Here is a 23,366-nt window from a genome sequence, read left to right on the forward strand (position 1 = left end):
GAACTAAAGCTAATGGGCGAAGGGGGATTATTCTCTATGATTATAGGTAAAACCGAATCACGTAAAGCAATAGGATTTGAGACAAACGCTAGAAGCATCCCTGATAAAAACGTGGACTAAAAAAATCTAGCAAACACCAAAAAATTTGACTCTGAAACTACGCTTCTATCTGTGTTGAAGGTATATGTATAAATAAATGCAAAAATGGGGTCTTTAAATATAATACCTCCATATGCAACCCTTCGAAGAAAAGAGTGAGCTCTGATAAGCTCACTCATGGTCTGAGCCCAATGTAAGCTTCCGATAATGCCTACTGTCTCAAACCCGTCTTCCACTTGCAAATTTTGGACTCTCAATTGATCAACTTGGGATGGGATGCAATGGTTTTCTGTCCAAGGAAAGCTGCATCATACTCATCTTGCTTAATTGGGTGTGATAATATTGTATAAGCGTCGTTAATCTAGTGCATTTTCATTCCTGTCAATTACTCCGTGGAATCATTTTCCTCTTTAAAATTTTTATAAGGAGTATGAAATAAGCCTATGTATTAGCGGAAAAATTTTTTATGGTTCTTACACGGAATACGTTTATTTATTATCAATCCAGCATCCATCTGTGCTAAACAAGGTAAATTTGATGTAGAAGTGGCTGCCGCAGAACTTCGCTATTTACCTTTTCGGGTACCTTATAGCTACCTGCTCGGAAGTGATTTATTAACCTCAGCCACTAAAGATACTCTGTTGCCCAAGTTAATTGTCATCAAGCCTACTTCAGCCACTTCTTACAGTGATTGTAAAAAATATTTTACTTTCAACATATTACCTTACTCTATCTAGTTTCGTATATTAAATAAAATGGAAGAACTGAATGCAGTCAATGAAATTAATTCTTCCATTTTAATGTAGGAACTCGTCAAGAAATAAGGAGAAGAAAAATGATTGAAACTAAATTGTTTCTTTGGAAAAGATATCATCTATCCCTTTAGTATAAAAAAGCAACCTAAACCTAAGATTATCCATAATCGTTTTAGTGTCGGAATATCAGAAAAAGAAAAGGAAGCTATTAAATGTCGAAATAAATAAAATAGCGCTAAATTTTCTTACTATTCAATAACACCCTATTGTTCTTGGAATGAAGTGCTGTAAATTATGTATAATCCTAAAACTTTAATGACGGGCTTTGAAACCAGAAAATCGCCTTCATTAAGAAATGAACTATTGATTTGCGGAAATTCCAATAAACAAATTTTTATTTATAATTCCTTAGGAATCCCTAATAAAAATTGACTTTTTTACTAAGATACTCCGGAAATAGAAATTCAAATAAATAATATTAGCAGCTTATTTTTTCACAATAAGCCCAGCTCTGAAATATATTCCTTATTACGATGAGCGTTCCTTATTGCATTACAGAGTCAGATCTAACAATGATCCTGTTATGGTATTTTCTCAATACCCTGATCTTGTTGAATTTTTAGAGAGAAACAACGATTTATTGGCTGTCCTACCTTACGAAAAAAAGATATCAAAAAAAATTTATCGAATGCTCATCATGGAGAAGCTAAACTACAATATCATTGACTTCACCTGCACCCCTTCCATTTTGATGACTCGTATTCAATCGTTTGAAATTACCCCCTTCCCAAAACAAATAGTGGTTAACCATCGACTTAAATCGTTTGGTGGAAAATTTCAATATCAAAAATTATCTTTTACGATTGTACGAAAAATTCGTGAATAATAGTAACAACATAATTGTTTATCAAGCGACAAAATTCTTCCAGCCTAACGGCTTTAATATCCTTGAATTGTTATTTTACAAGGCTTACCTCATGGTCATTTGTCAGATGATCAATTTATCAGCCAGGATGATTCTAACAAAAATAGATACTGGCAGGCTTCTTTTCCAGAGGATTCTTATATTGCTTTAAGTAGTCTGCTTATCGAATTTCATCGGCGCCCAAATTATTATGAAGCGCATGTCACTTCGTTAAGAAGCGCGCCTTAAGCTACCAATGATGATTACACAAAAAACCCTCAAGGTTGGTATAATAGTGAACCGTTATTTTTTAGATCGAAGGATGCTTGTCACACCAGCTTTATTAAGCTGTCAAGTTAATAAGCACTATGTATTAATTACTGTTTCTGATCACGTTGAACAACTACCACTCACCCGGTGATACAGTCTATCCCTTTAATGCATGGAAAGGTGTCAAGGCTGGTTCCTTCCCATAGCCAGTCAATTAGGACTTTTTTTCATCAAAACATAATCCATGATTTATTTCTTTGGCAAAATTGGCTACTCACTAATGCCGCTGTGCGCTACGTTATTGAATCGGGTATTCCTCGCCATACCTTAAAATCCCTACAAACTCACATTATTTTAAACTGTCATAGCCAATCGGACGCTTCCCCACTATCCCAACCTGTCAATACCATCATTATCAATTTGAGCAAGATACCGCGCAAATTGATTTTGAAAACCTCAGAATACAAGCTCATAAAACAAATAATTATTTTCTTCTTTTATTAGCAGCTATCAAACAACTCAAGCATTCACCACTTTGCGAAGTTATCGCAACAATCCTGATGCTCATTGAGTTGGCCTTAAATATGAGAAGTGAAAGAAAAAAGTCCACCATCGAGAAGGGGCTTTCGACCAGACGAAATCCTCGCAACTGATGCAAAACGTTTACGTTCTCGATTGAATCTCCACCGAGCACAGCGAGAAAACTACCAAATTCCCTAACGTTCCAGCCGCTTGAATATACTCGGCCGCTTTAAAGAAAATTTTAAGGTAAGTGTCGCCTCTACTATTATCCGTTTAGCCAATAAATAGGAACCCTTCTTTTCCTAAAGGGACTACATTTTAAGAACGGCATTGGTTAAGGTAAGTAAAGCCTATCTCACTTCACTCGGGATGACACGACCTTAGCCATATTTTGGATCGAATTTCACATACCCATTGACACAAAAAAACAAATAAATACCAAATAAATCAAATAGACAATTGCTGCCCCGGTGAGGTAATCCCGATGAGCCAATTAGGCCGCTTTAGCCACCATCTGGCAATGGATTTTGTGTGGCATCGAAACAAAAAATTTGGATGATCCCACCAATGAAAACCAAGCATGCGATAATGGTAATGACCACTCGCCAATCAGTCACCCTCACCCAGATATTGTGGCTTACCATTATCAAAATTCTGATTACAAGAGTGATAAGACCCATCAAAAACATAACGCTCTAATGCTTAGTCAATCCCCTCATCAAACTAATCAAGTGGTTATGCCGGATGAGCATGAATAAACTCAGGATTATAAGAGTCCAATCGCCAAAGCCAAAAATAACGAAACATCCATGATTATTCCTCCTTTTCCATACCGTACTAATTATAGGCAAAACACTTCTTATTAATGGGAGGTTGGGGTATGCAGGAAAGCAACCGCACGATCTAAGCGGCGAAGGACTGAATCTCGTCCTATTAAATACAAGGTAGCATCGATAGGTGGAGATATTATATCCCCGGTCATAGCTACACGAATCGGTTGAGCAAGCTGACCCAACTTTAACTGACAAGCCTCAGAAACCTCAATTATAATTTGATGAATAAGCTCTTTCTCCCAACTCTGGAGTTGGGCTAACTGATCTCGAACCAATTGTAAGGGTTTAGTAATTTCCGACCGCAAATGGTTTGCTACCGCTTTTGGTTCATATTCGATAATATCTTCAAAAAAATACCGGCTCCGTTCCGCCATCTCCTTTAAGGTCTTGGTACGTTCAACCTGGATACTGATAACTTGCTCTAATGGGGGGCCCTTCCGGTAGTCAATCCCCAGCTTGATTAATTGTGCGGCCAATGCTTCCGTCATTAAAACCGGACTTTGAGTTTTTAAATAATGTTGGTTAAACCATAGTAATTTTTCTGGATTAAAGGCGGCAGGAGAGCGGCTTACGGCATTAATATCAAATAAATTGATCATTTCGTCACGAGAAAATATTTCCTGATCACCATGTGCCCATCCTAATCGCACCAAATAATTAACCAATGAGTCGGGCAAATAACCCTCATCCCGATACTGCAAGACACTTACAGCCCCATGTCGTTTTGACAAGCGTTTACCATCAGATCCTAAAATCATAGGAACATAAGCATACCGAGGCAAATCAGCCCCCAACGCTTTCAGGATATTGATTTGGCGGGGTGTATTATTAATATGATCATCACCGCGAATAACGTGGGTGATTTTCATATCCCAATCATCCACGACTACAGTAAAATTATAAGTTGGCGTACCATCCGTACGCGCAATAATAAGGTCGTCTAACTCACTATTCATAATAGAAATTGTTCCGCGAATCATGTCATCAAAAACTACTAAACCTTCGGTGGGGTTACGAAAACGAATCACAAACGGATTACCTGTATGACGGGGCTGCTTGTCACGGCAAAAGCCATCGTAGCGTGGCTTTTGTTTATTTTTCAACTGTGTATTACGCAATTCAATGAGTCGTTCTTTGGAGCAGTAGCACGGGTAAACTTGTTCTTTTTCCCTCAAGTATTGAATGGCTTCTCGGTATCGCTCTATCCGTTGAGATTGGAAATAGGGCCCTTCTTCCCAATCAATTTGTAGCCATCGCAAGCCATCCAAAATCGCATCCACAGAAGCTTGCGTAGACCGCTCAACGTCGGTATCTTCAATACGCAAAATGAAGGTCCCTTGATGTTGCTTTGCAAATAACCAACTAAACAGGGCTGTTCTCGCACCCCCGATGTGAAGATAGCCGGTAGGGCTGGGTGCAAAACGCGTGCGTATAATTTGATCTGAATTTTTCATGGGCATAGAATACACGACAGCGTCTTTTCCTTCTAGAAAAGGACCTCTGATTTGGACTAATAATATGTGATGATTTCGATTTCGCACGTTATAGAGTTGGAATTAATAGTGGATAATTCTATTAATAAAGAACTGCTTAACGCCGTAATCGGCAATAATTTTCATACCGTCAAACGCTTGTTAGAAAATGGAGCTGACCCAAATTATTTTGAAGACGAAGCTCAGATTCGGCCTTTGCACTTTGCTGCGCTCTACAATTTCCCCGATGTTATTCCCCTTACTGATTATGGCGGGAGCCGATTTAGTGGCTCACTACCAAATGCGACAACACACCTTTAATAATTGCCAAACAACACGATTACACATAGGTCATCAACGTACTGCGCCAATTTTATGGGATGTGGGTAGACCAACAAGACCGAGCAATAAAATTTCCAATACCTTCAGCGGTCATATGAATTTGATAACCTTTGGGATAATGGAGCATTATTTCTTTATTGTCACCTAACTACGTCAATTGTTTATTAATCACAGGATTCATCACACTGACTGGCAAAGAAAAAACTGATGTTTTTCCTACAAGATCGGTTAAATCATCATTATAAATGAATCAACGCTTGGGATGATAATTTAAAATCACTTTTTCTTTGCCTCTTGCTGGCGGGGGGAATTAAAAAACAACGTAATTTAATCTCAAAAGAAAAAGGATAGCTTTCACGCGTAATAGCAGTATCTTTCAATACCAAGATAAGATAATCCTCACCTTCTTCCTTAACCTCCCGGGGAAGATACCAAGCAAAACCGTGAATTTTTAGTTGATAAAGCGTACCATAAAATAAATAGATACCTTCTTTCCCCTGCCATTTAAGACGAGCGCAAACCGGAAAACAAAAAGGCCAGCCTCTCGGTAAATCTCCAATTTCATGCTTCCAAAAAAATCGGGTAATAAAGAAGCTCTCGGGACTCCTGATTAATCGTCATTTGAATCAAACAAGCTTCGCCCCCTCGCTTGGGAACAAAAGTAGCTTGAATAGAGCCTTGCAGTGAAATTATTGTAACTGTTTCAAAATTTTTAAATAATCGATGTTTGGCCATATTCAGCCTAAATTTTTCTTAAATATACTCTTTGAACCGAGTGATCGGCGGACTTCTCTAAAATTAATTGAGCACGATTCTTAAAAGGTAATATATTTTTAAGCAAATTTACTTCATTAATTTCGCGCCATATTTTTTTAGCAAATTGAATAACTTCTGATTCAGAAAGAGAAATTAAATAATGAAAATAGGAATCGGGTACCCTGAAAGATCCGCGCCAAAAACTCAAAACCCGATCAACATACCATTTTTTAATAATTTCAAATTCAGCATCTACAAATAAGGAAAAATCAAAAAAATCAGAAACAAATAATTTAGAAGAATGGTCAGTCTTTTTTGTAAAAGTCTGTAAAATATTCAGTCCCTCTAGAATAACAATGTCTGGTTGATCAATAATTTCATATTCATTAAGAATGACGTCGTAATAATGGTGAGAATAAATAGGAATTGGTACTTTGCGTTTTCCCGATTTAATTGCGTTGAGAATTCGTAATAAATGGGGCATATCGTAGCTTTCCGGAAATCCTTTTCGTCCCATAAGCCCTTTGTGTTCTAATTTGGCGTTGGAATATAAAAAACCGTCCGTTGTAATAATCTCTACGTTAGGATGATCCGGCCAACGCGATAATAAGGCTTTTAATACCCGAGAAGTCGTACTTTTGCCCACAGCCACACTTCCGGCAACTCCGATAATGTAAGGGACTCTAGGTTCCGGCTTACCTAAAAATTGCCCCGTCGCGCGGTGTAATGCCCGTCTTGCAGTAACGTAGAAACTCAATAATCGAGAAAGAGGCAAATAAATTTCTTCAATTTCTTTCAACGAAACGATCTCTGTATGACCATGCAGTTTGTCAAGATCATCTTCGGTCAAGGTAAGTGGCGTATCTCGGCGAAAATTGCACCATTCTTCGCGCGTAAATTGCAAATAAAGAGTTAATTCTGATTGCTTAAAATTACTATTCATTATGTTCTATATTTATGATTCAATCTCGCGGAAAGCGAGAAACTTAGAGGTTAATTGTAAGTGGGTTCTATTATCGCAGTTCCTTATTCTTCGTCAATTTTTTAGAGATTCCTGTATAATCGAGCTGATGAAGAACTATCTGATTATCATCAGTTTGTTTTGTTGCAGCCTTTCAAGATTTGCTTGGGCAATACTTCCTCCACCTCTTGTTAACACCCTCGAAGTTCAAATTTTAGGTTTGCCCTTAACCCCATTAGAGAATGTTTTTAAACAATTGATCGAAAAACAAGCAGCAATTAAAGACCAATTTACGACTGCCGCCATTATGAAATTTTACCGAGATATTCCTAAAGAGATCGAAGAAGGTATTAAACCCTACGGCTATTTTAAGCCGTATATCCGCTCTTATATTCAACGTTGCCATTCTTCGTTATTTTATAGCCACTTTATCGTAAATTCGGGCCCACGAATGTATTTTACTCATGTGGAACTGGAGATTATAGGACCTGGTAGTTCCGATAAAGATTTTCAACGACTCTATGAAAATTTTCGAATAAAAGCGGGGGATTTTTTCGATTCCGAAAAATACGAGCAAGCGAAAAATGATTTGTTTAATGTGGCTGCTGCTCGAGGATTTTTTAAAGCAAAAATGGTAAAAAGTCAAATCCAAATCAATTTAAGTACTTATCGCGCTACGGTAACTATTATTTTTGATACGGGCCCCCGATTCCACTTTGGAGTGACTCATTTTTCCTATACTCCTTTCAACGAAGCTTTCATGCATCGCTTTTTGCAATATCTCGAAGGTCATTATTTTAGCCAAGAAAAAATCAAACAGACTCGAGAAGGTCTCACTAATAGCAATTACTTTTCCACAGTAGTAGTCACCCCAGAACCTGAAAAGACGAAAGGCTTATATGTTCCTGTCGCGATTCATCTCCATACCGAACCTAAAAAGCAATATAGCTTTGGACTAGGGTATGGAACCGACACAGGGGTGCGTGCCCTAATCCGAACTAATTTCCGTTGGATTAATCCTTATGGGCATCGATTTAATGCTTATTTGTGTGCCTCTTCTGTTAATAGTGCCTTAGTCGCTAACTATTATATTCCTGGACGAAACCCAGCCAAGGATCAATATGTATTAACAGCTGCTTTTTTAAATCAAGACCAAGATACTGGAAAAGGTCGCAGTGGACGGCTCACCGCAAGCTATCAAACCGATCTTAATGGATGGCAACAAATAATTAATTTAACAGCTTTACAAGAACGTTATAATTTAACAGGTCTGCCGCGAACTAACGCGAGGGTTTTATATCCTTCAATTTTGTGGCAACGCATTCATGCGGATAATTTGCTTAACCCCAAAAAAGGGTACAGTATAATAGCTACAATTAGCAGTGCTGCTAAAGGTTTTCTTTCAAAGACTGGTTTTTTGCAAAGTCGAATTGATGGCCGTTTTCTCTTTACAGCGTGGGATCAAACTCGCTTTATTATTCGAAGTTCACTAGGTTACACCGCCATAAAAAATATCGTTAATTTACCGATTTCGTTTCAATTTTTCGCAGGCGGAGCTCAAAGCTTACGGGGATATAGTTACAATTCAATTGGCCCTGGACGAGGTTTGGTTGTTGGTAGTTTTGAAATTCAACAAAAAATTTTGAAAAACCTTTATCTTTCAGCTTTTATTGATGCGGGAAATGTAAGCGATCAGATTTCTAAAAATAAATTAAAAGTTGACATTGGTTCAGGTTTGGTAATATTAACCCCTATTGGCATGTTCGAACTCACCATTGCCAACGCAATCAGTGAATCTAAAAAGCCCTGGGTAATTCAATTTTCCATGGGATCACCATTATGATAACGAAATGGATAACTGGAATTATTATCGGGCTTACTATTTTAATTTTAGTTCTTACTTTAATTTTCACAACACCTATCGGTCTACGGGTAGGATTAAAAATTGTAAAAAAAATAATACCGGGTGAATTTACCTATTCAAAAGCCTCAGGTCTTGTCCATGGGCCTTTAACTTTCACCAATTTTAATTATCGACACAACGGACTTAACATTATGATCGATAAATTAGAAATCGACTGGCAACCCCTTTATTTGTTAAGAGACCAAGTGTCTATATCTCATTTGGCAGCAAAAAATACTAAAATTATCTTGTCTCCTCAACCAGATGATGAAAAAATACGTAACCTGTTAAAAGAACCACTTCCAATCGCTGTACATATTCAAAGAGGATCTTTTTCTAATTTGATTATTCAGAGGAATGCAAAACCTTATCCGATACATTTCAAAAACCTTTTGCTCCATAACGTGGCTCTCAACAATTCATTAATTGCTACGATAGATGGTCAAATGATTGAACCTTTTCCGGTAAATATTCACCTAATTTCTTCTGGGACCTGCGATAATTATCGTATTGCGCTCCGAGCAAAAAATCGTGATATTGATTGGCTCATTACGAGCAAAGGCACTCAAGAATGGATCGAAGCTCAAACACACGAAGCGCATACATTAAATGGGCAACTCAATGCTTTCGTGAAAATTCAATTTGAGCCTACTTTCCGCTGGAAAATGGACGTTGATATTGCTCATTTAGATCTACAGAGAATACTTAATAAATGGCCTCACCAATTAACTCTTCAACTTAGAACAGAAGGGTATTATGAAAATAAAACGGATGTTATACCTAATTTTACTATGACAGGAATGTTGCAATCTCAAAAAGCTTACATACATATTACCGGCCAACACCAACAGAAATGGGATTTGAATTGGATTACAAATGTGGAAGATTTTTCGAATTTATTTGCGACAGCTCGTGGAACTTTACAAGGCCATGGCACAATCACTGGCCCTTCTAAATCACCTATCATTATGGGCGATATGATCGGTCATAATATTGCTTTTCCGAGTATTAAAATCAATAAACTGGAAGGCCATTGGCACATCGATTCTCTTTTTAATCAAGCCTTCGCTCTCCAACTCCACGCACAACAAATTCAAACTCCTACTCTACAACTATCGCAATTAGAAGTTAATGCTAGGGGACAACAACACGCGCACTATGTCGAGGCAAAAATGTTGATTGACGATAGATCTTCTGGAAAATTTGTTATTACTCTAGTAGGAGCAGGCAATATACAAAATAAGGTTTGGACTAGGATTTTTCATCAATTTAACATTCAGTCACAAAAATTCGGCGATTGGAACGCCGATCAGCCGGTAAAAATCACCATTAGCCAAAACCAAACTATCCTCGCTCCAATTTGTTTGCACTCCGGGCAAAATCATATGTGCTTGCAAGGTCAATGGGGCACAAAACCCATTTCTTTTATTCGCGGAAAATTAACTATAAACTCCAATGATCTAGGTCTCATTAGCGCTATTCTCCCAGACACCATTCAACCTCATGGGCAATTAATCGCTAACCTAGATATTAGCGGGTCATCTACACAACCAGCTATCTATGGTACGGTAGAATTGCGACAGGGAAGTATCAATTTTCCAGGATTGAGAGTGAGTCTTACTAAGGTTCAAGCTTCTATAGAAGCAACCTGGTCAACTATTTATTACCATTTAGAAGGTTACTCCCAAAATCAGCCAGTCCAAATCGTGGGTCAAACACAATTAAATATACCGGGTTACCCAACAACGTTTAGTTTGCGTGATGAAAATCTTTTAATTGTAAATACTCATCAATATATAATTTACGGTTCACCTGATTTAAGAATCGATATTGCGGGACGAGATGTCGACATAACTGGTACGCTCATGATTCCTCGCGCTATTCTTAAACCCACTACATTTAGTCGCTCCGTCATTTTAACGGGTGATGCGGTTTTTGTGGGTCCTGAAGCTGAAAAGGAATCCCTATGGCGAATCAATAACATAGATATCCAAGTCGTGCTAGGTGATCAAGTCGTTATTGATTCCTTGGGGACAAAAGGTCGGTTGGGGGGTGAATTTACGCTCCTGAAAACAGCGCCTCAGCCCCTAATTGCCAATGGTCGAATTACTATTATCGACGGAACGTTCACTACCCATGGGCGGACCTTGGATGTCACCCCCCACTCTTCGATTAGTTTTATTCAAAGCCTAGTCACTAATCCTATTTTAGGCGTTCGCGCCGTACGCGTATTAAGAACCTCTCCTATCGTTGCCCAGCCGGGGCCAGGCCTTGGGCTTGGAGGAGTGGTGACCATAGGTCTTGATATTAATGGAACTTTACACCATCCGGAAGTCAGCTTATATGCTTCAGATCCTGATCTTACTCAAGCAGATATTTTATCTTATTTAATTTTCGGGCACCCAGCGAATGCCAATACGCCCGATAATGTGAGTTTTTTAGTAGATGCTATTGATACATTAAACATCGGCGGAGGAAAAACTTCAGTAGGTGGAATTGTTGATCAAATTACTCAAGGCTTGGGGCTAACAGAATTAGGCATCGAATCCCAAACTACGGCAACTGCGCTGGGGACTCCCACCAAGAGCCCTACTCAAAGCTCCTTTGTAGTGGGGCGGTATTTATCGCCACGTCTTTATGTTCGATACAGTCGTGGAATAACCACACCAATCAATATCGTACAGTTTCGCTATCTCATCAGTGAAAATTGGGCCATCCAAACAGAAGCGAGCTCTTTAGGCAACGACGTAGATATCCTATATAGCATCGAACAAAATTAGACTAGTGCCTTATCACTTTTTAATATTAGGGATTTAGAAATTTATTTTCTCAACATCTGTAGATGACCTGCGTACGGGATGATGGAACAGATTTTATAAGCACACGCGGGGGGGGAACACCCTAAAAATAAATATTGATTGTGGCGCTGGGCTTAATTTGAATTCGGTATTGCTCCTCGTATTGAAGTGTTGGCTAGCTTATGAAAAAGATCTGAATTCCTCGCGTTTTGAATCGCTGTTTGCACAGAACTTATCGTTGAATTAGTGAATTGTACGTCTCCCCAGAGAGAAAGATGTCGATGTGTAAAACGAAAGTTCTCTATAATTGTCTTAATTTCCTCCAACAGACCCTGCGCTGTCTCGAAACTAGCACTAATTCTATCTTGGATTTCTGAGTATTCATCGAGCTTATCTACTAGACTAGACTGTCTACTTGTTCTAATAGAAAAAAATATTTATCGATAGTCACACCCAAATCAATATCAGAGCGAACAATTTGATTAGCGAAGAAAATGAATTTTTTCCAAAAATAAATTGCTGTAGTTAAATCTTTAACTTGCCTATCATGAAGATAATTCTGATGCCAGACCAGACCTTGGCTAAAGAATAACAAATTAAGCACCTAATGCGATAAGACAGTTTCCCTTCCTTCTTTTTCTTCATACGATATTGTTTTATCATTTTTGTTTTGTTCCAGTTCCGAAAGCACTGACTCTAAAGCCACGGTATAGGTCTCAGACTGATTGCTGAGACTCTCAAGCTGTTCGCTGATGGTATAACGTTGCAATTCATTAAATACGAGTAGAAATTTTACAAGAAGAGGAGAAACATGGACCGGTGAATCAGTCGTATCTCCAGGTATTGTGGTTGCCTCTCTCTCGCTACTTCTTATTTTTTTTCTTCTTGTTTTTTTTTCTTCTCCTTCTTTCTTTTTATTAGTTCCTTTAGGTTTCAGAGCAGAGTGTGTGGCGTTTTGAAGCTTAACTGGTTTTACTGAGTCCAAAAATTTCTAAGCTCTTGTTTTGCTATCTCTTCGCGATTTAAACAATTTTGGATATAATTTAATAAGAAGATGCTTAGTTTTTCTTTTGAGAACCCAAACGTTGTGTAATGCCTGATATATGGCTTGCTCTGCCTTTATCAAATGAGAAATATTTTTCTATTTTTTCCATTTTTGTAGTAACGGTCGTTAAAAATTCCTCTGTTTTTAATTATGAACCTCATAAAATGTTATTTTATCTTCTGCGATGATGGGGAACGTATTTTCGCCAAACCGAAATTGAACCTGATAGTCTGCAATCTTTTCATCAAAGACATCTGCCCAAGTTGCATAATTGTCTAATTCTGTTCTTTCCCTTTCCTTAAGGAGAGAAATAATTCTATATATCGTCTTTAGAAAAGCGATCAAAGTCCCAGCCGAGGTATGACAAATTCACCAGCAAATCCGCCTAAGAGTGAAGCAATAACACTGACTAATTTGTACGTATAGCCTAAATTCTAATAAAGTAAATCCTACCCCACGCATTAAAAAGGTTGTATTTAAGGATAAAGCTAGTGCGTCGCCAAACTTATAAATCAAAACCAGAAGTAAAATCATTCCAATATATTTACGGGTTAGTAATTCTTTAAAAGGTGCAATTATAATGCTTTAAAATTTTTCTGCCGCCGGAGCCGGTTTTTTAGAGGTGGAAGTGTTAATGTCGGGATAATCTGCGCAAGCATTAACAAAGCCATGCAAATATAAGTTAGGTGCCAATCATAATCTGCTGCTAAAATTAAGGCCAAGCCGCCTCCTTCTAACATAGCTAGTCCGGGTTCTCACCTACTGTAGTAATAGCAGTCCCCAATCCTTGTTCTTTGGCTCGTAAAATGTTCACCCTGTACTTATACAATCCCAATATCTTGTGAAGCGGAGATAAATGCAATCCCAGCCGCTAACCAAAATATTCCCCAAGGATGTCGAGCAGGATCTATAAATGCCAACAAAGTCAGCGTTATTGCTAATCCAATTTGGGTAATCAAAATCCACCCTCGCCTATGCCATAAATAAATTAAGAGGGGTATACTGGTCCATGAACGGCGCCCGTAGAAACTTGATAAGATAGGCATACTATAATAAAAAGACTGAAACTCCCAATAAGCATCAAACTCACTCCCGCAGTGGTATACCAAGCCTGGAGAGTGCCAGTTAGCAAAACGAAGGGCAATGTAGAAGAAAAACTGAGAAAAAAACCGCCATCACACGGCAGTTAAACAAAAGTTTAATTGGTCCTTTCTGGTTTTTGTGACTCATCTAACATTCATCTAACATTCATCTAACATTCATCTATACAAAAATTCACTGTCCCCTGTTAAGGAAGGATTGCTATTTTCTTACCAAAGTCCCTATGACTTGTGTTAAAGTAGGAGAAAAATTTAACAATTCATTTTATAACTATGATTAGCGTTTTTGAATTATTTTCCATCGGTGTGGGGCCTTCCAGTTCACATACCGTGGGCCCTATGAGAGCAGCTCATGATTTCATCCAGGCTCTCCAGCACAAATTAACTCATATTGACCGAATAACAATTACCCTCTACGGATCTTTGGCTTTTACCGGAAAAGGCCATGGTACGGATAAAGCCGTTACTCTAGGACTGATGGGTGAACAACCTGAAACTATTGATCCAGATAGCATCGATGATCAAATGAAACAAATTCGTGATAAAAGCAAATTAAGCTTATTAAAGCAACATACGATTAATTTTTCTGCAGAAAGCGACCTTATTTTTAATTATCAGAAAGTTTTTGATTTCCATTCAAATGGTCTTGAGTTTGCAGTTTATGACGCTAATAAAACCTTGATTAAAAAATCTTTGTATTTTTCCATTGGTGGGGGCTTTATTGTTAAGGACGAAAATAAAGATCAAGAAGTTTCTAACAGTCTTCCACTGAACACTCCATACCCTTTTAATTCCGCTGCTGAACTTATGGCTTACTGCCAAAGGGACAATCTCTCCATCGCTGATATCATGTTAGCCAATGAGAAAATGGGCCGAAATGAAAAAATTATTAAAGAAAATTTATTGCATATCGCCACGATTATGGAAAATTGTATTAATAAAGGTTGTCAATCCGATGGTTTTCTGGCAGGTCCTTTACGGGTACGACGACGTGCCCCTTCGCTTTATCGCAAGCTATTGATTCTGGGTCCACCGACGGCTCAACATCCTCAAACCATGAATTGGTTGAATGTCTACGCAATGGCTGTTAATGAAGAAAATGCAGCGGGAGGCCGTGTCGTGACAGCGCCTACGAATGGGGCGGCGGGAATTATTCCAGCAGTTTTAAGTTATTATAAATATTTTTGTAAAGGGGCTACTGAAAAAGGTGTTATTGATTTTTTATTAACAGCTGGTGCTATAGGCATGCTCTATAAAAAAAATGCTTCCATTTCGGGCGCTGAAATGGGTTGTCAGGGAGAAGTAGGCGTTGCATGTTCTATGGCTGCAGCCGGATTAGCAGCTTCTCTAGGCGGCACCGTGGCCCAAGTAGAAAATGCTGCTGAAATGGCAATGGAACACAATCTCGGCTTAACCTGCGATCCTGTTGGAGGGCTGGTGCAAATTCCCTGCATCGAACGTAATGCGATGGGTGCCGTTAAAGCAGTGAATGCGGCTCAATTAGCCCTTTCTGAGGATGGCGAACATAAAATATCCTTAGATATGGTAATTGCTACTATGCGCGAAATTGGCCGGAATATGAATTCTATTTACAAAGAAACCTCAAAGGGTGGGTTAGCTGTTGTGGTTAATATTACTGAATGCTAGTAAGTAGCTAGCTAGCCTTAAAGCGCTTTGGAGATCAAACAGATGGACAGTTTTTAGTGGGAATTAGTAGCTCAAAATGGTTTTTCTTTATCTTTAAATGCCGAAAATAAAAGATCATCATGGTTTTTCTTTATCTTTAAATGCCGAAAATAAAAGATCATCGGTAATCTTATTAAAACAAGGTAGTATAAATAGTGTGGTTATGATAACGGGCCGTTAGTTTAGTCACAATTTCAGGAATAATAGTAGCACAAGCTGGTCTGGATGTAAATTAATTGTCGAGAGAGTATTTGTTAAGCTAAATAGTCTTAATCAATCTTCGTCCCACCGAAATAATGATTAGCATGCTATTTTGCGTAAGTTATTATAGTTATAATTAGAGAGAGTATAGGGGGGGAAACTGATATGTGCATTTTCAAAAGACCTTCATCGTGCACCATCGCTAAAATCACGACTTTTCCGTTACTAAATATTAAGTTATATTAAGTTACTAAAAAAATGAGTTTAAGAACAAAAAAACCCTACCGTTTAAAAAAACAGTAGGGTTTTTTCAATAAAAACCTGGCGGTGACCTACTTTCGCATGGAAATAACCATACTATCATCGGCGCTGAGCGTTTTCACTTCTGAGTTCGGAATGGGATCAGGTGGGACCCGCTCGCTATAGCCACCAGGAAACCGGTGAAATTTAGTAAAAGGGCTTATGAAACCATTTAGGGTACATAGTCAAGTCGCACGATTAATTAGTACAGGTTAGCTTCACTCATTACTGAGCTTCCACATCCTGCCTATCAACGTTGTAGTCTTCAACGAATCTTTAGGGACCTCTAGGGTCCGGGAGATCTCATCTTGAGGGGGGCTTCCCGCTTAGATGCTTTCAGCGGTTATCCTGTCCGTACTTAGCTACCCGGCAGTGCCACTGGCGTGACAACCGGAACACCAGAGGTACGTCCACTCCGGTCCTCTCGTACTAGGAGCAGCTCCTCTCAAATCTCCAACGCCCACGGCAGATAGGGACCGAACTGTCTCACGACGTTCTAAACCCAGCTCACGTACCACTTTAAATGGCGAACAGCCATACCCTTGGGACCGGCTACAGCCCCAGGATGTGATGAGCCGACATCGAGGTGCCAAACACCACCGTCGATATGAACTCTTGGGTGGTATCAGCCTGTTATCCCCGGAGTACCTTTTATCCGTTGAGCGATGGCCCTTCCATAAAGGACCACCGGATCACTAAGACCTACTTTCGTACCTGCTCGACTTGTCAGTCTCGCAGTCAAGCACCCTTACGCCTTTGCACACAATGCACGATTTCCGACCGTGCTGAGGGTACCTTTGTACTCCTCCGTTACTTTTTTGGAGGAGACCGCCCCAGTCAAACTACCCACCATACACTGTCCCCAACCCGGATAACGGGTCAAGGTTAGAACGTCAAACACACCAAGGGTGGTATTTCAAGGATGGCTCCACTGGAGCTAGCGCTTCAGCTTCAAAGCCTCCCACCTATCCTACACAGGCATATTCAAAGTTCAATGTAAAGCTGTAGTAAAGGTTCACGGGGTCTTTCCGTCTAGCCGCGGGTACGCTGCATCTTCACAGCGATTTCAATTTCACTGAGCCTTGGGTGGAGACAGCGTGGCCATCGTTACGCCATTCGTGCAGGTCGGAACTTACCCGACAAGGAATTTCGCTTGAAATCTTAACTTATTCAATTAATTTGTAATTTGAATAGGTCGAAAAGTAATTTTACTTTTCCTACATGTCGCCATGTAGTCGGGACTATATCTTCATTCGAAGTTTATCGCGAAGTTTATCGCGAAGTTTATCGCGAAGTTTATCGAATATCCGGCATATAGTCTCTGAGGATTCTGATAAATTCGGCTCGCGATTGTTGACAATTCATTGTTTGAGTAATTTCAGCAATCTTAATCTTAATCAAATGAAGTCTACAATGAATATCGTCAAAAAAAACGGAATGATTATTTCTAATAAATCTTTCCGCCGTCTTACGAGATATCGATACAAGTGGTCTTTATAATTGTCATATCTTTAAATATTTATTTGATTTGCCCAACTTTAAAGAGCTCATGAAGTTCCTGTAAACTGGCAAGGCTTTTTCCACTTTGAGTAACAGCGAATTCATGAAACACTTGATAGCCAGTTTTGTAACCTTTCTGAGTTTTTCTACTTTGCTGTTTAACAAAAGTCGATCAAAAAGTATCCTTCGCCATCTACAAAACTAACTGTCTAATCCAATTTTTACCAGTCTTTCCTGCTGATTGTCCGCACCTGTCAGATTTTCACTGCTTTGCATAAAAATTAAAAAATTTTATGCAAAGCGAGTACTGCAGGATGCTCGGAGTTTCCAGCATATAGCCAGATTTTACTAAGGCAGCAATCCTACCTTAGGACCGTTATAGTTACGGCCGCCGTTTACCGGGGCTTCAATCCGGAGCTTCGCCCGAGAGGGCTAACCCCATCATTTAACCTTCCGGCACCGGGCAGGCGTCACACCCTATACGTCCTCTTACGAGTTTGCAGAGTGCTGTGTTTTTAGTAAACAGTCGCAGCCACCTGGTATCTGCAACCCTCTTCAGCTCTAATCGCGAGGACTTTCACTTACTAAGGGCACACCTTCTCCCGAAGTTACGGTGTCATTTTGCCTAGTTCCTTCACCCAAGTTCTCTCAAACGCCTTAGTATTCTCTACCTGTCCACCTGTGTCGGTTTGGGGTACGGTTCTACAATACCTGAAGCTTAGAGACTTTTCCTGGAAGCGTGGCATTAGTCACTTCGCATAAACGAGTCATGCTTCGTCATCATATCTCAGAATTGAGCTCCCGGATTTGCCAAAGAACTCTTCCTACGCACTTAAACCACTACAACCATCGAGTGGCTGACCTAGCCTTCTCCGTCCTCCCATCGCAGTATTGTAAAGTACAGGAATATTAACCTGTTTCCCATCGACTACGCATTTCTACTTCGCCTTAGGGACCGACTCACCCTGCGCCGATTAACGTTGCGCAGGAAACCTTGGACTTTCGGCGTGTAGGTTTTTCACCCACATTATCGTTACTCATGTCAGCATTCGCACTTCTGATACCTCCAGCAAACCTCTCGATTTACCTTCGCAGGCTTACAGAACGCTCCTCTACCAGCTCTAAAAAGAGCTCCGCAGCTTCGGTACATAGTTTAAGCCCCGTTAAATCTTTCGCGCAGGACGACTCGATCAGTGAGCTATTACGCTTTCTTTAAAGGATGGCTGCTTCTAAGCCAACCTCCTGACTGTCTGAGACTTCCCACATCGTTTTCCACTTAACTGTGATTTTGGGACCTTAGCTGGCGGTCTGGGCTGTTTCCCTTTTCACCACGGACCTTATCACCCGCAGTGTGTCTCCCGTGCTAAAACTTCTTGGTATTCGGAGTTTGCTTCGGTTTGGTAGGCCGGGATGGCTCCCTAACCGAAACAGTGCTCTACCCCCAAGAGTCATACACGAGGTGCTACCTAAATAGCTTTCGAGGAGAACCAGCTATCTCCGAGCTTGATTAGCCTTTCACTCCTATCCACAACTCATCCCCTACTTTTTCAACAGTAGTGGGTTCGGGCCTCCAGTCAGTGTTACCTGACCTTCACCCTGGCCATAGATAGATCGCCCGGTTTCGGGTCTACTTGTTGCAACTAAACGCCCATTTCAGACTCGGTTTCCCTACGCCTCCCCTATACGGTTAAGCTTGCTACAACAAGTAAGTCGCTGACCCATTATACAAAAGGTACGCCATCACACTTCCAAAGAAATGCTTTGACTGCTTGTACGCATACGGTTTCAGGTTCTATTTCACTCCCCTTGCCGGGGTTCTTTTCACCTTTCCCTCACGGTACTAGTTCGCTATCGGTCAGTAAGGAGTATTTAGCCTTGGAGGATGGTCCCCCCATATTCAGTCAAGATTTCACGTGTCCCGACCTACTCATCGTTACCCACATTATTAGCCCTTTTACATACGGGGCTATCACCCACTATAGCTGAACTTTCCAGAACATTCTGCTAAAGCCAATAATGATTTAGTAACTGGGCTGTTCCGCTTTCGCTCGCCACTACTGACGGAATCTCGGTTGATTTCTTTTCCTCTGGGTACTTAGATGTTTCAGTTCCCCAGGTTCGCCTTATGTGCCTATGAATTCAGTACATAATAACCTTAATTAAAGGTTGGGTTTCCCCATTCGGAAATCTCCGGATCATTGCTTGTTTGCCAGCTTCCCGAAGCTTATTGCAGGCTACTACGTCCTTCATCGCCTCTTACTGCCAAGGCATCCACCATACGCGCTTATTCACTTGACTATGCAACCCTGAATGATTTCACGGTTGCTACGTCAATAACGACATTAGAATACCTAAAATTGGCGCCTTTACTTTTTCACCGAATTGTTAAAGAGCTCCCTGCTTCGAATAAACTGTACAGGGCCTACCATCATACATTAGATAAAACATGAATGGCAAGAGAAACAAACGGAACTTAAAACTTCACTAAAGCTAAGCATAATCAATCCACAAATTAGTTCGCTATGCATAGTTTTAGCGAAGTATATGAAGTGGAGCCAGGCGGAGTCGAACCGCCGACCTTCTGCTTGCAAGGCAGATGCTCTCCCAACTAAGCTATGGCCCCGAAATTGGTGGGTCTGGGAAGATTTGAACTTCCGACTTCACCCTTATCAGGGGTGCGCTCTAACCAACTGAGCTACAGACCCGAGTTCATTGATCAGAGATCTCAGGAATTTTCGTTATACCTGATTCTGAAATTCTGAAATAAACTCAGATCCTGGATTCTAAATTGCCTAAATTGCTATAAAGCAGTTTGTGTGGATACACGTACAATAATTTTATCACTTAAAGTTAAGGAGGTGATCCAGCCGCAGGTTCCCCTACGGCTACCTTGTTACGACTTCACCCCAGTCATAAATCATACCGTGGTGAGCGGCTTCCCGAAGGTTAGCCTACCCGCTTCTGGTACAATTCACTCCCATGGTGTGACGGGCGGTGTGTACAAGGCCCGAGAACGTATTCACCGCGACATTCTGATTCGCGATTACTAGCGATTCCAACTTCATGGAGTCGAGTTGCAGACTCCAATCCGGACTACGAGCAGCTTTTTGGGATTAGCTTTACCTCACGGTTTGGCAACCCTTTGTACTGCCCATTGTAGCACGTGTGTAGCCCTACCCGTAAGGGCCATGATGACTTGACATCATCCTCACCTTCCTCCGGTTTATCACCGGCAGTCTCCTTAGAGTTCCCGGCCGAACCGCTGGCAACTAAGGACGAGGGTTGCGCTCGTTACGGGACTTAACCCAACATCTCACGACACGAGCTGACGACAGCCATGCAGCACCTGTCACTCGGTTCCCAAAGGCACCAAGTCATTTCTGACAAGTTCCGAGGATGTCAAGGGTAGGTAAGGTTTTTCGCGTTGCATCGAATTAAACCACATGCTCCACCGCTTGTGCGGGCCCCCGTCAATTTCTTTGAGTTTTAACCTTGCGGCCGTACTCCCCAGGCGGAGAACTTAACGCGTTAGCTTTGCTACTAGAAATTAAACTTTCCAACAGCTAGTTCTCATCGTTGACGGCGTGGACTACCAGGGTCTCTAATCCTGTTTGCTCCCCACGCTTTCGCGCCTCAGTGTCAGTATTGCTCCAGGAAGCCGCCTTCGCCACTGATGTTCTTTCCGATATCTACGCATTTCACCGCTACACCGGAAATTCCACTTCCCTCTATCATACTCGAGATACCTAGTATCGGATGTAATTCCCAGGTTAAGCCTAGGGCTTTCACATCCGACTTAAATATCCACCTACGCGCGCTTTACGCCCAGTGATTCCGATTAACGCTTGCACTCTCTGTATTACCGCGGCTGCTGGCACAGAGTTAGCCAGTGCTTCTTCTGTGGGTAACGTCAACGCTCAAAAGGGTATTAGCCTTGAGAATTTCTTCCCCACTGAAAGTGCTTTACAACCCGAAGGCCTTCTTCACACACGCGGCATTGCTGGATCAGGGTTTCCCCCATTGTCCAATATTCCCCACTGCTGCCTCCCGTAGGAGTCTGGGCCGTGTCTCAGTCCCAGTGTGGCTGATCGTCCTCTCAGACCAGCTACGGATCGTCGCCTTGGTAGGCCATTACCCTACCAACTAGCTAATCCGACGCAGGCTCATCTCATAGCACGAGGTCCGAAGATCCCCCGCTTTGCTTTGAAAAGATTATGCGGTATTAGCCCGAGTTTCCCCGGGTTATCCCCCACTAACTATATAATTAAGGTAGATTCCTACGTGTTACTCACCCGTCCGCCACTCGCCGTCAGGGAGCAAGCTCCCCCCGCTGCCGTTCGACTTGCATGTGTTAGGCATGCCGCTAGCGTTCAATCTGAGCCAGAATCAAACTCTTCAATTAAATAAACGTTTTGCCCATAAGGGGCAAAATTAAGGCTCGACACAAAACGCTGCAGTTAAGCAGGCTGTGCGTCGAATAATTTTTAGTGATTCGACTATCACACGGTACCCACACAAACTGCTTCCGTTTGTTACTAGTTGTTAAAGAGCAATTCCATCAAGAAAGTAAGGGATATTTTACGCGCCTTGTGAGCAATGTCAACAAGAAATACGCGTCCATTTCTTTTGAGGCTCCTGTCGCGAACATAACATCACCAAACTGGGCTAAAATATAGTATCATCAGATTGGACAATAGATTCCGTGAATAAAACTCCAATAACAAAGTATAACATATTTTTTGACCAGTTTAACTCGAAAATCAATCACTTAGCCATACTTATTTGATCAGATATTACTCACAAAAAGAGTGCCCTCCCCTGCAGACTCTTTTACTTGCTTATTTAGACAATTTGCACATGGGCTTTTAGGTGCATGAGTTAGGGAAGAACGATTATGAAATACATAATTAAAAAACTGGGTTTACTATTTATGAGTACGGTCCTAATGACTATACTTATATAGTACGGTTAGTACGGTCCTAATGATAGTACGGTCCTAATCACTATTTATTGTTACCATAAACCCCATACTCGATCTCCCCTAAATGCTAGTACAACGAGTGAATGGTCCACGATTCTTGACGACTCTTTTAGGTGAGCACCTACATTCTAGATTGGGGCTTAATGACTCCAACCTAGGCATGCAACCTAGGCATGATATAGTTAGTTATCTCCTCTCCTATATCACCAGTCACCAGTGAGGAATTTAATTCCACAAATCACGTTTGGGTTTAGTAGTGACAACATTCAAGATTCCATCGAATTTAATTCTCTCTTTCACCAATTACACCAAACCATAAATCAAATAGCCGGCATAAATATAGAAAATTGTAAATCTTGAGCTAAAAAAATTAAATTACTATTACGTAGGAAAATAGGTGGGAAAAATAAAGTGTTTAAAATAAAGCCTTTATTCATTTAGATTTATTTCTTCTGAAAGGGCGAACTACCACTATAAAGTAATCCTTAGGAGAAGCAGTATTAAATTTATTAGAAACCCTTTATCCTAAAATCAAAAGAAAATTTAGACTTACCAATTACCATACGCATAGATAATATTAAACGCGATACTTATTTTAAATATTCTAGTGGCACCTTCACTCTATTGGGAAATAAATAATACAGCTGGATTTATCGGGAAAACGTGCCTTAGTCTGTGATGCCCCAAAAGGCATTGGCAAAGCTTGTGTAAAATCACTTGCAGAATTGGGTTGTGAGTTATTGTTGTTCTTGCCTATAACGAAAATGATTTAAAAGCTGTTATTTCCTCTCTTCCAAAAAAAACACGCTCAGGATCAATCTTACTTATGCACAAATATTTCTACTTTCTAATTTAGATGTTTTACGAAGAATCATTATTCAAGAAATTAATAGCAACGTAGCCATTGAGATTTTAATTAATAATGCTGGAGGGCTCTG

At 40.4% G+C, this 23,366-nt stretch carries 11 protein-coding genes, 2 tRNA genes and 3 rRNA genes; 6 read left to right on the forward strand and 10 right to left on the reverse strand.

Annotated features, from left to right (window positions below; all coding sequences use genetic code 11):
* Positions 1-1,401 precede the first annotated feature (1,401 nt).
* A complete protein-coding gene (locus tag CleRt_RS07050) occupies positions 1,402-1,740 on the forward strand; it encodes a hypothetical protein (protein ID WP_157870899.1) in 339 nt (112 codons plus the stop codon).
* A 1,337-nt stretch (positions 1,741-3,077) separates the two neighbouring features.
* Positions 3,078-3,308, forward strand: coding sequence for a hypothetical protein (locus tag CleRt_RS10380; protein ID WP_048875599.1), 231 nt, complete (start codon positions 3,078-3,080; stop codon positions 3,306-3,308).
* A gap of 104 nt (positions 3,309-3,412) precedes the next feature.
* Here CleRt_RS10380 and gltX read toward each other — a convergent pair whose 3' ends face one another.
* Positions 3,413-4,837, reverse strand: coding sequence for a glutamate--tRNA ligase (gltX, locus tag CleRt_RS07060; protein WP_048875823.1), 1,425 nt, complete (start codon positions 4,835-4,837; stop codon positions 3,413-3,415).
* Positions 4,838-4,945: 108 nt separating this feature from the next.
* Between gltX and CleRt_RS07065 the strand changes: the two genes are divergently transcribed.
* Positions 4,946-5,176, forward strand: coding sequence for an ankyrin repeat domain-containing protein (locus CleRt_RS07065; protein WP_371440228.1), 231 nt, complete (start codon positions 4,946-4,948; stop codon positions 5,174-5,176).
* Positions 5,177-5,939: 763 nt separating this feature from the next.
* Here CleRt_RS07065 and coaA read toward each other — a convergent pair.
* Positions 5,940-6,896 (reverse strand): type I pantothenate kinase, encoded by a 957-nt coding sequence (gene coaA / locus CleRt_RS07075; protein WP_048875600.1) that lies wholly within the window; start codon positions 6,894-6,896, stop codon positions 5,940-5,942.
* A gap of 127 nt (positions 6,897-7,023) precedes the next feature.
* Here coaA and CleRt_RS07080 point away from each other — a divergent pair, with 127 nt between their 5' ends.
* On the forward strand, positions 7,024-8,757 hold the full coding sequence (locus CleRt_RS07080) for an autotransporter assembly complex protein TamA (protein ID WP_048875601.1): 1,734 nt from the start codon (positions 7,024-7,026) through the stop codon (positions 8,755-8,757).
* Positions 8,754-11,597: a translocation/assembly module TamB domain-containing protein gene (locus tag CleRt_RS07085; protein ID WP_235378996.1), complete on the forward strand. Its 2,844-nt coding sequence runs from the start codon at positions 8,754-8,756 to the stop codon at positions 11,595-11,597. The genes CleRt_RS07080 and CleRt_RS07085 overlap by 4 nt, the downstream gene beginning before the upstream one ends.
* A gap of 622 nt (positions 11,598-12,219) precedes the next feature.
* On the opposite strand, the gene CleRt_RS07095 is transcribed toward CleRt_RS07085, so the two are convergent.
* The 3 genes from CleRt_RS07095 to CleRt_RS12515 all read right to left on the reverse strand — a co-directional run bounded on the left by CleRt_RS07095 (position 12,220) and on the right by CleRt_RS12515 (position 13,619).
* Positions 12,220-12,600: a hypothetical protein gene (locus CleRt_RS07095; RefSeq protein WP_048875603.1), complete on the reverse strand. Its 381-nt coding sequence runs from the start codon at positions 12,598-12,600 to the stop codon at positions 12,220-12,222.
* 635 nt (positions 12,601-13,235) lie between these two features.
* Positions 13,236-13,400: a hypothetical protein gene (locus CleRt_RS12510; protein ID WP_235378997.1), complete on the reverse strand. Its 165-nt coding sequence runs from the start codon at positions 13,398-13,400 to the stop codon at positions 13,236-13,238.
* An 81-nt stretch (positions 13,401-13,481) separates the two neighbouring features.
* The gene (locus tag CleRt_RS12515; protein ID WP_235378999.1) at positions 13,482-13,619 is read right to left on the reverse strand and encodes a hypothetical protein; all 138 of its coding nucleotides are present in this window, start codon (positions 13,617-13,619) and stop codon (positions 13,482-13,484) included.
* A 414-nt stretch (positions 13,620-14,033) separates the two neighbouring features.
* On the opposite strand from CleRt_RS12515, the gene CleRt_RS07110 reads away from it, so the two are divergent.
* Positions 14,034-15,407: an L-serine ammonia-lyase gene (locus CleRt_RS07110; protein WP_048875605.1), complete on the forward strand. Its 1,374-nt coding sequence runs from the start codon at positions 14,034-14,036 to the stop codon at positions 15,405-15,407.
* A gap of 559 nt (positions 15,408-15,966) precedes the next feature.
* Here the strand turns inward: CleRt_RS07110 and rrf are convergent.
* The 5 genes from rrf to CleRt_RS07135 form a co-directional block, all read right to left on the reverse strand.
* Positions 15,967-16,081, reverse strand: a 5S ribosomal RNA gene (gene rrf, locus CleRt_RS07115).
* 47 nt (positions 16,082-16,128) lie between these two features.
* Positions 16,129-19,745 (reverse strand): 23S ribosomal RNA (locus CleRt_RS07120).
* Positions 19,746-19,997: 252 nt separating this feature from the next.
* A tRNA-Ala gene (locus CleRt_RS07125) sits at positions 19,998-20,070 on the reverse strand.
* Between the two features lie 5 nt (positions 20,071-20,075).
* Positions 20,076-20,152, reverse strand: a tRNA-Ile gene (locus CleRt_RS07130).
* A 146-nt stretch (positions 20,153-20,298) separates the two neighbouring features.
* Positions 20,299-21,849: ribosomal RNA gene (locus CleRt_RS07135) — 16S ribosomal RNA — on the reverse strand.
* Together the 16S, 23S and 5S rRNA genes with 2 tRNA genes alongside form the textbook arrangement of a ribosomal RNA operon.
* Positions 21,850-23,366: the final 1,517 nt, after the last annotated feature.

The sequence above is a fragment of the Candidatus Coxiella mudrowiae genome, assembly GCA_001077715.1.
GTDB classification, from domain to species: Bacteria; Pseudomonadota; Gammaproteobacteria; order Coxiellales; family Coxiellaceae; genus Coxiella; species Coxiella mudrowiae.

Bases quoted from the DNA above. Each gene is read 5' to 3' on its own strand.
- gltX (WP_048875823.1), bottom strand. From the start codon at position 4,837: ATGAAAAATTCAGATCAAATTATACGCACGCGTTTTGCACCCAGCCCT.
- coaA (WP_048875600.1), bottom strand. From the start codon at position 6,896: ATGAATAGTAATTTTAAGCAATCAGAATTAACTCTTTATTTGCAATTT.
- CleRt_RS07080 (WP_048875601.1), top strand. From the start codon at position 7,024: ATGAAGAACTATCTGATTATCATCAGTTTGTTTTGTTGCAGCCTTTCA.
- CleRt_RS07085 (WP_235378996.1), top strand. From the start codon at position 8,754: ATGATAACGAAATGGATAACTGGAATTATTATCGGGCTTACTATTTTA.
- CleRt_RS12510 (WP_235378997.1), bottom strand. From the start codon at position 13,400: ATGTTAGAAGGAGGCGGCTTGGCCTTAATTTTAGCAGCAGATTATGAT.
- CleRt_RS07110 (WP_048875605.1), top strand. From the start codon at position 14,034: ATGATTAGCGTTTTTGAATTATTTTCCATCGGTGTGGGGCCTTCCAGT.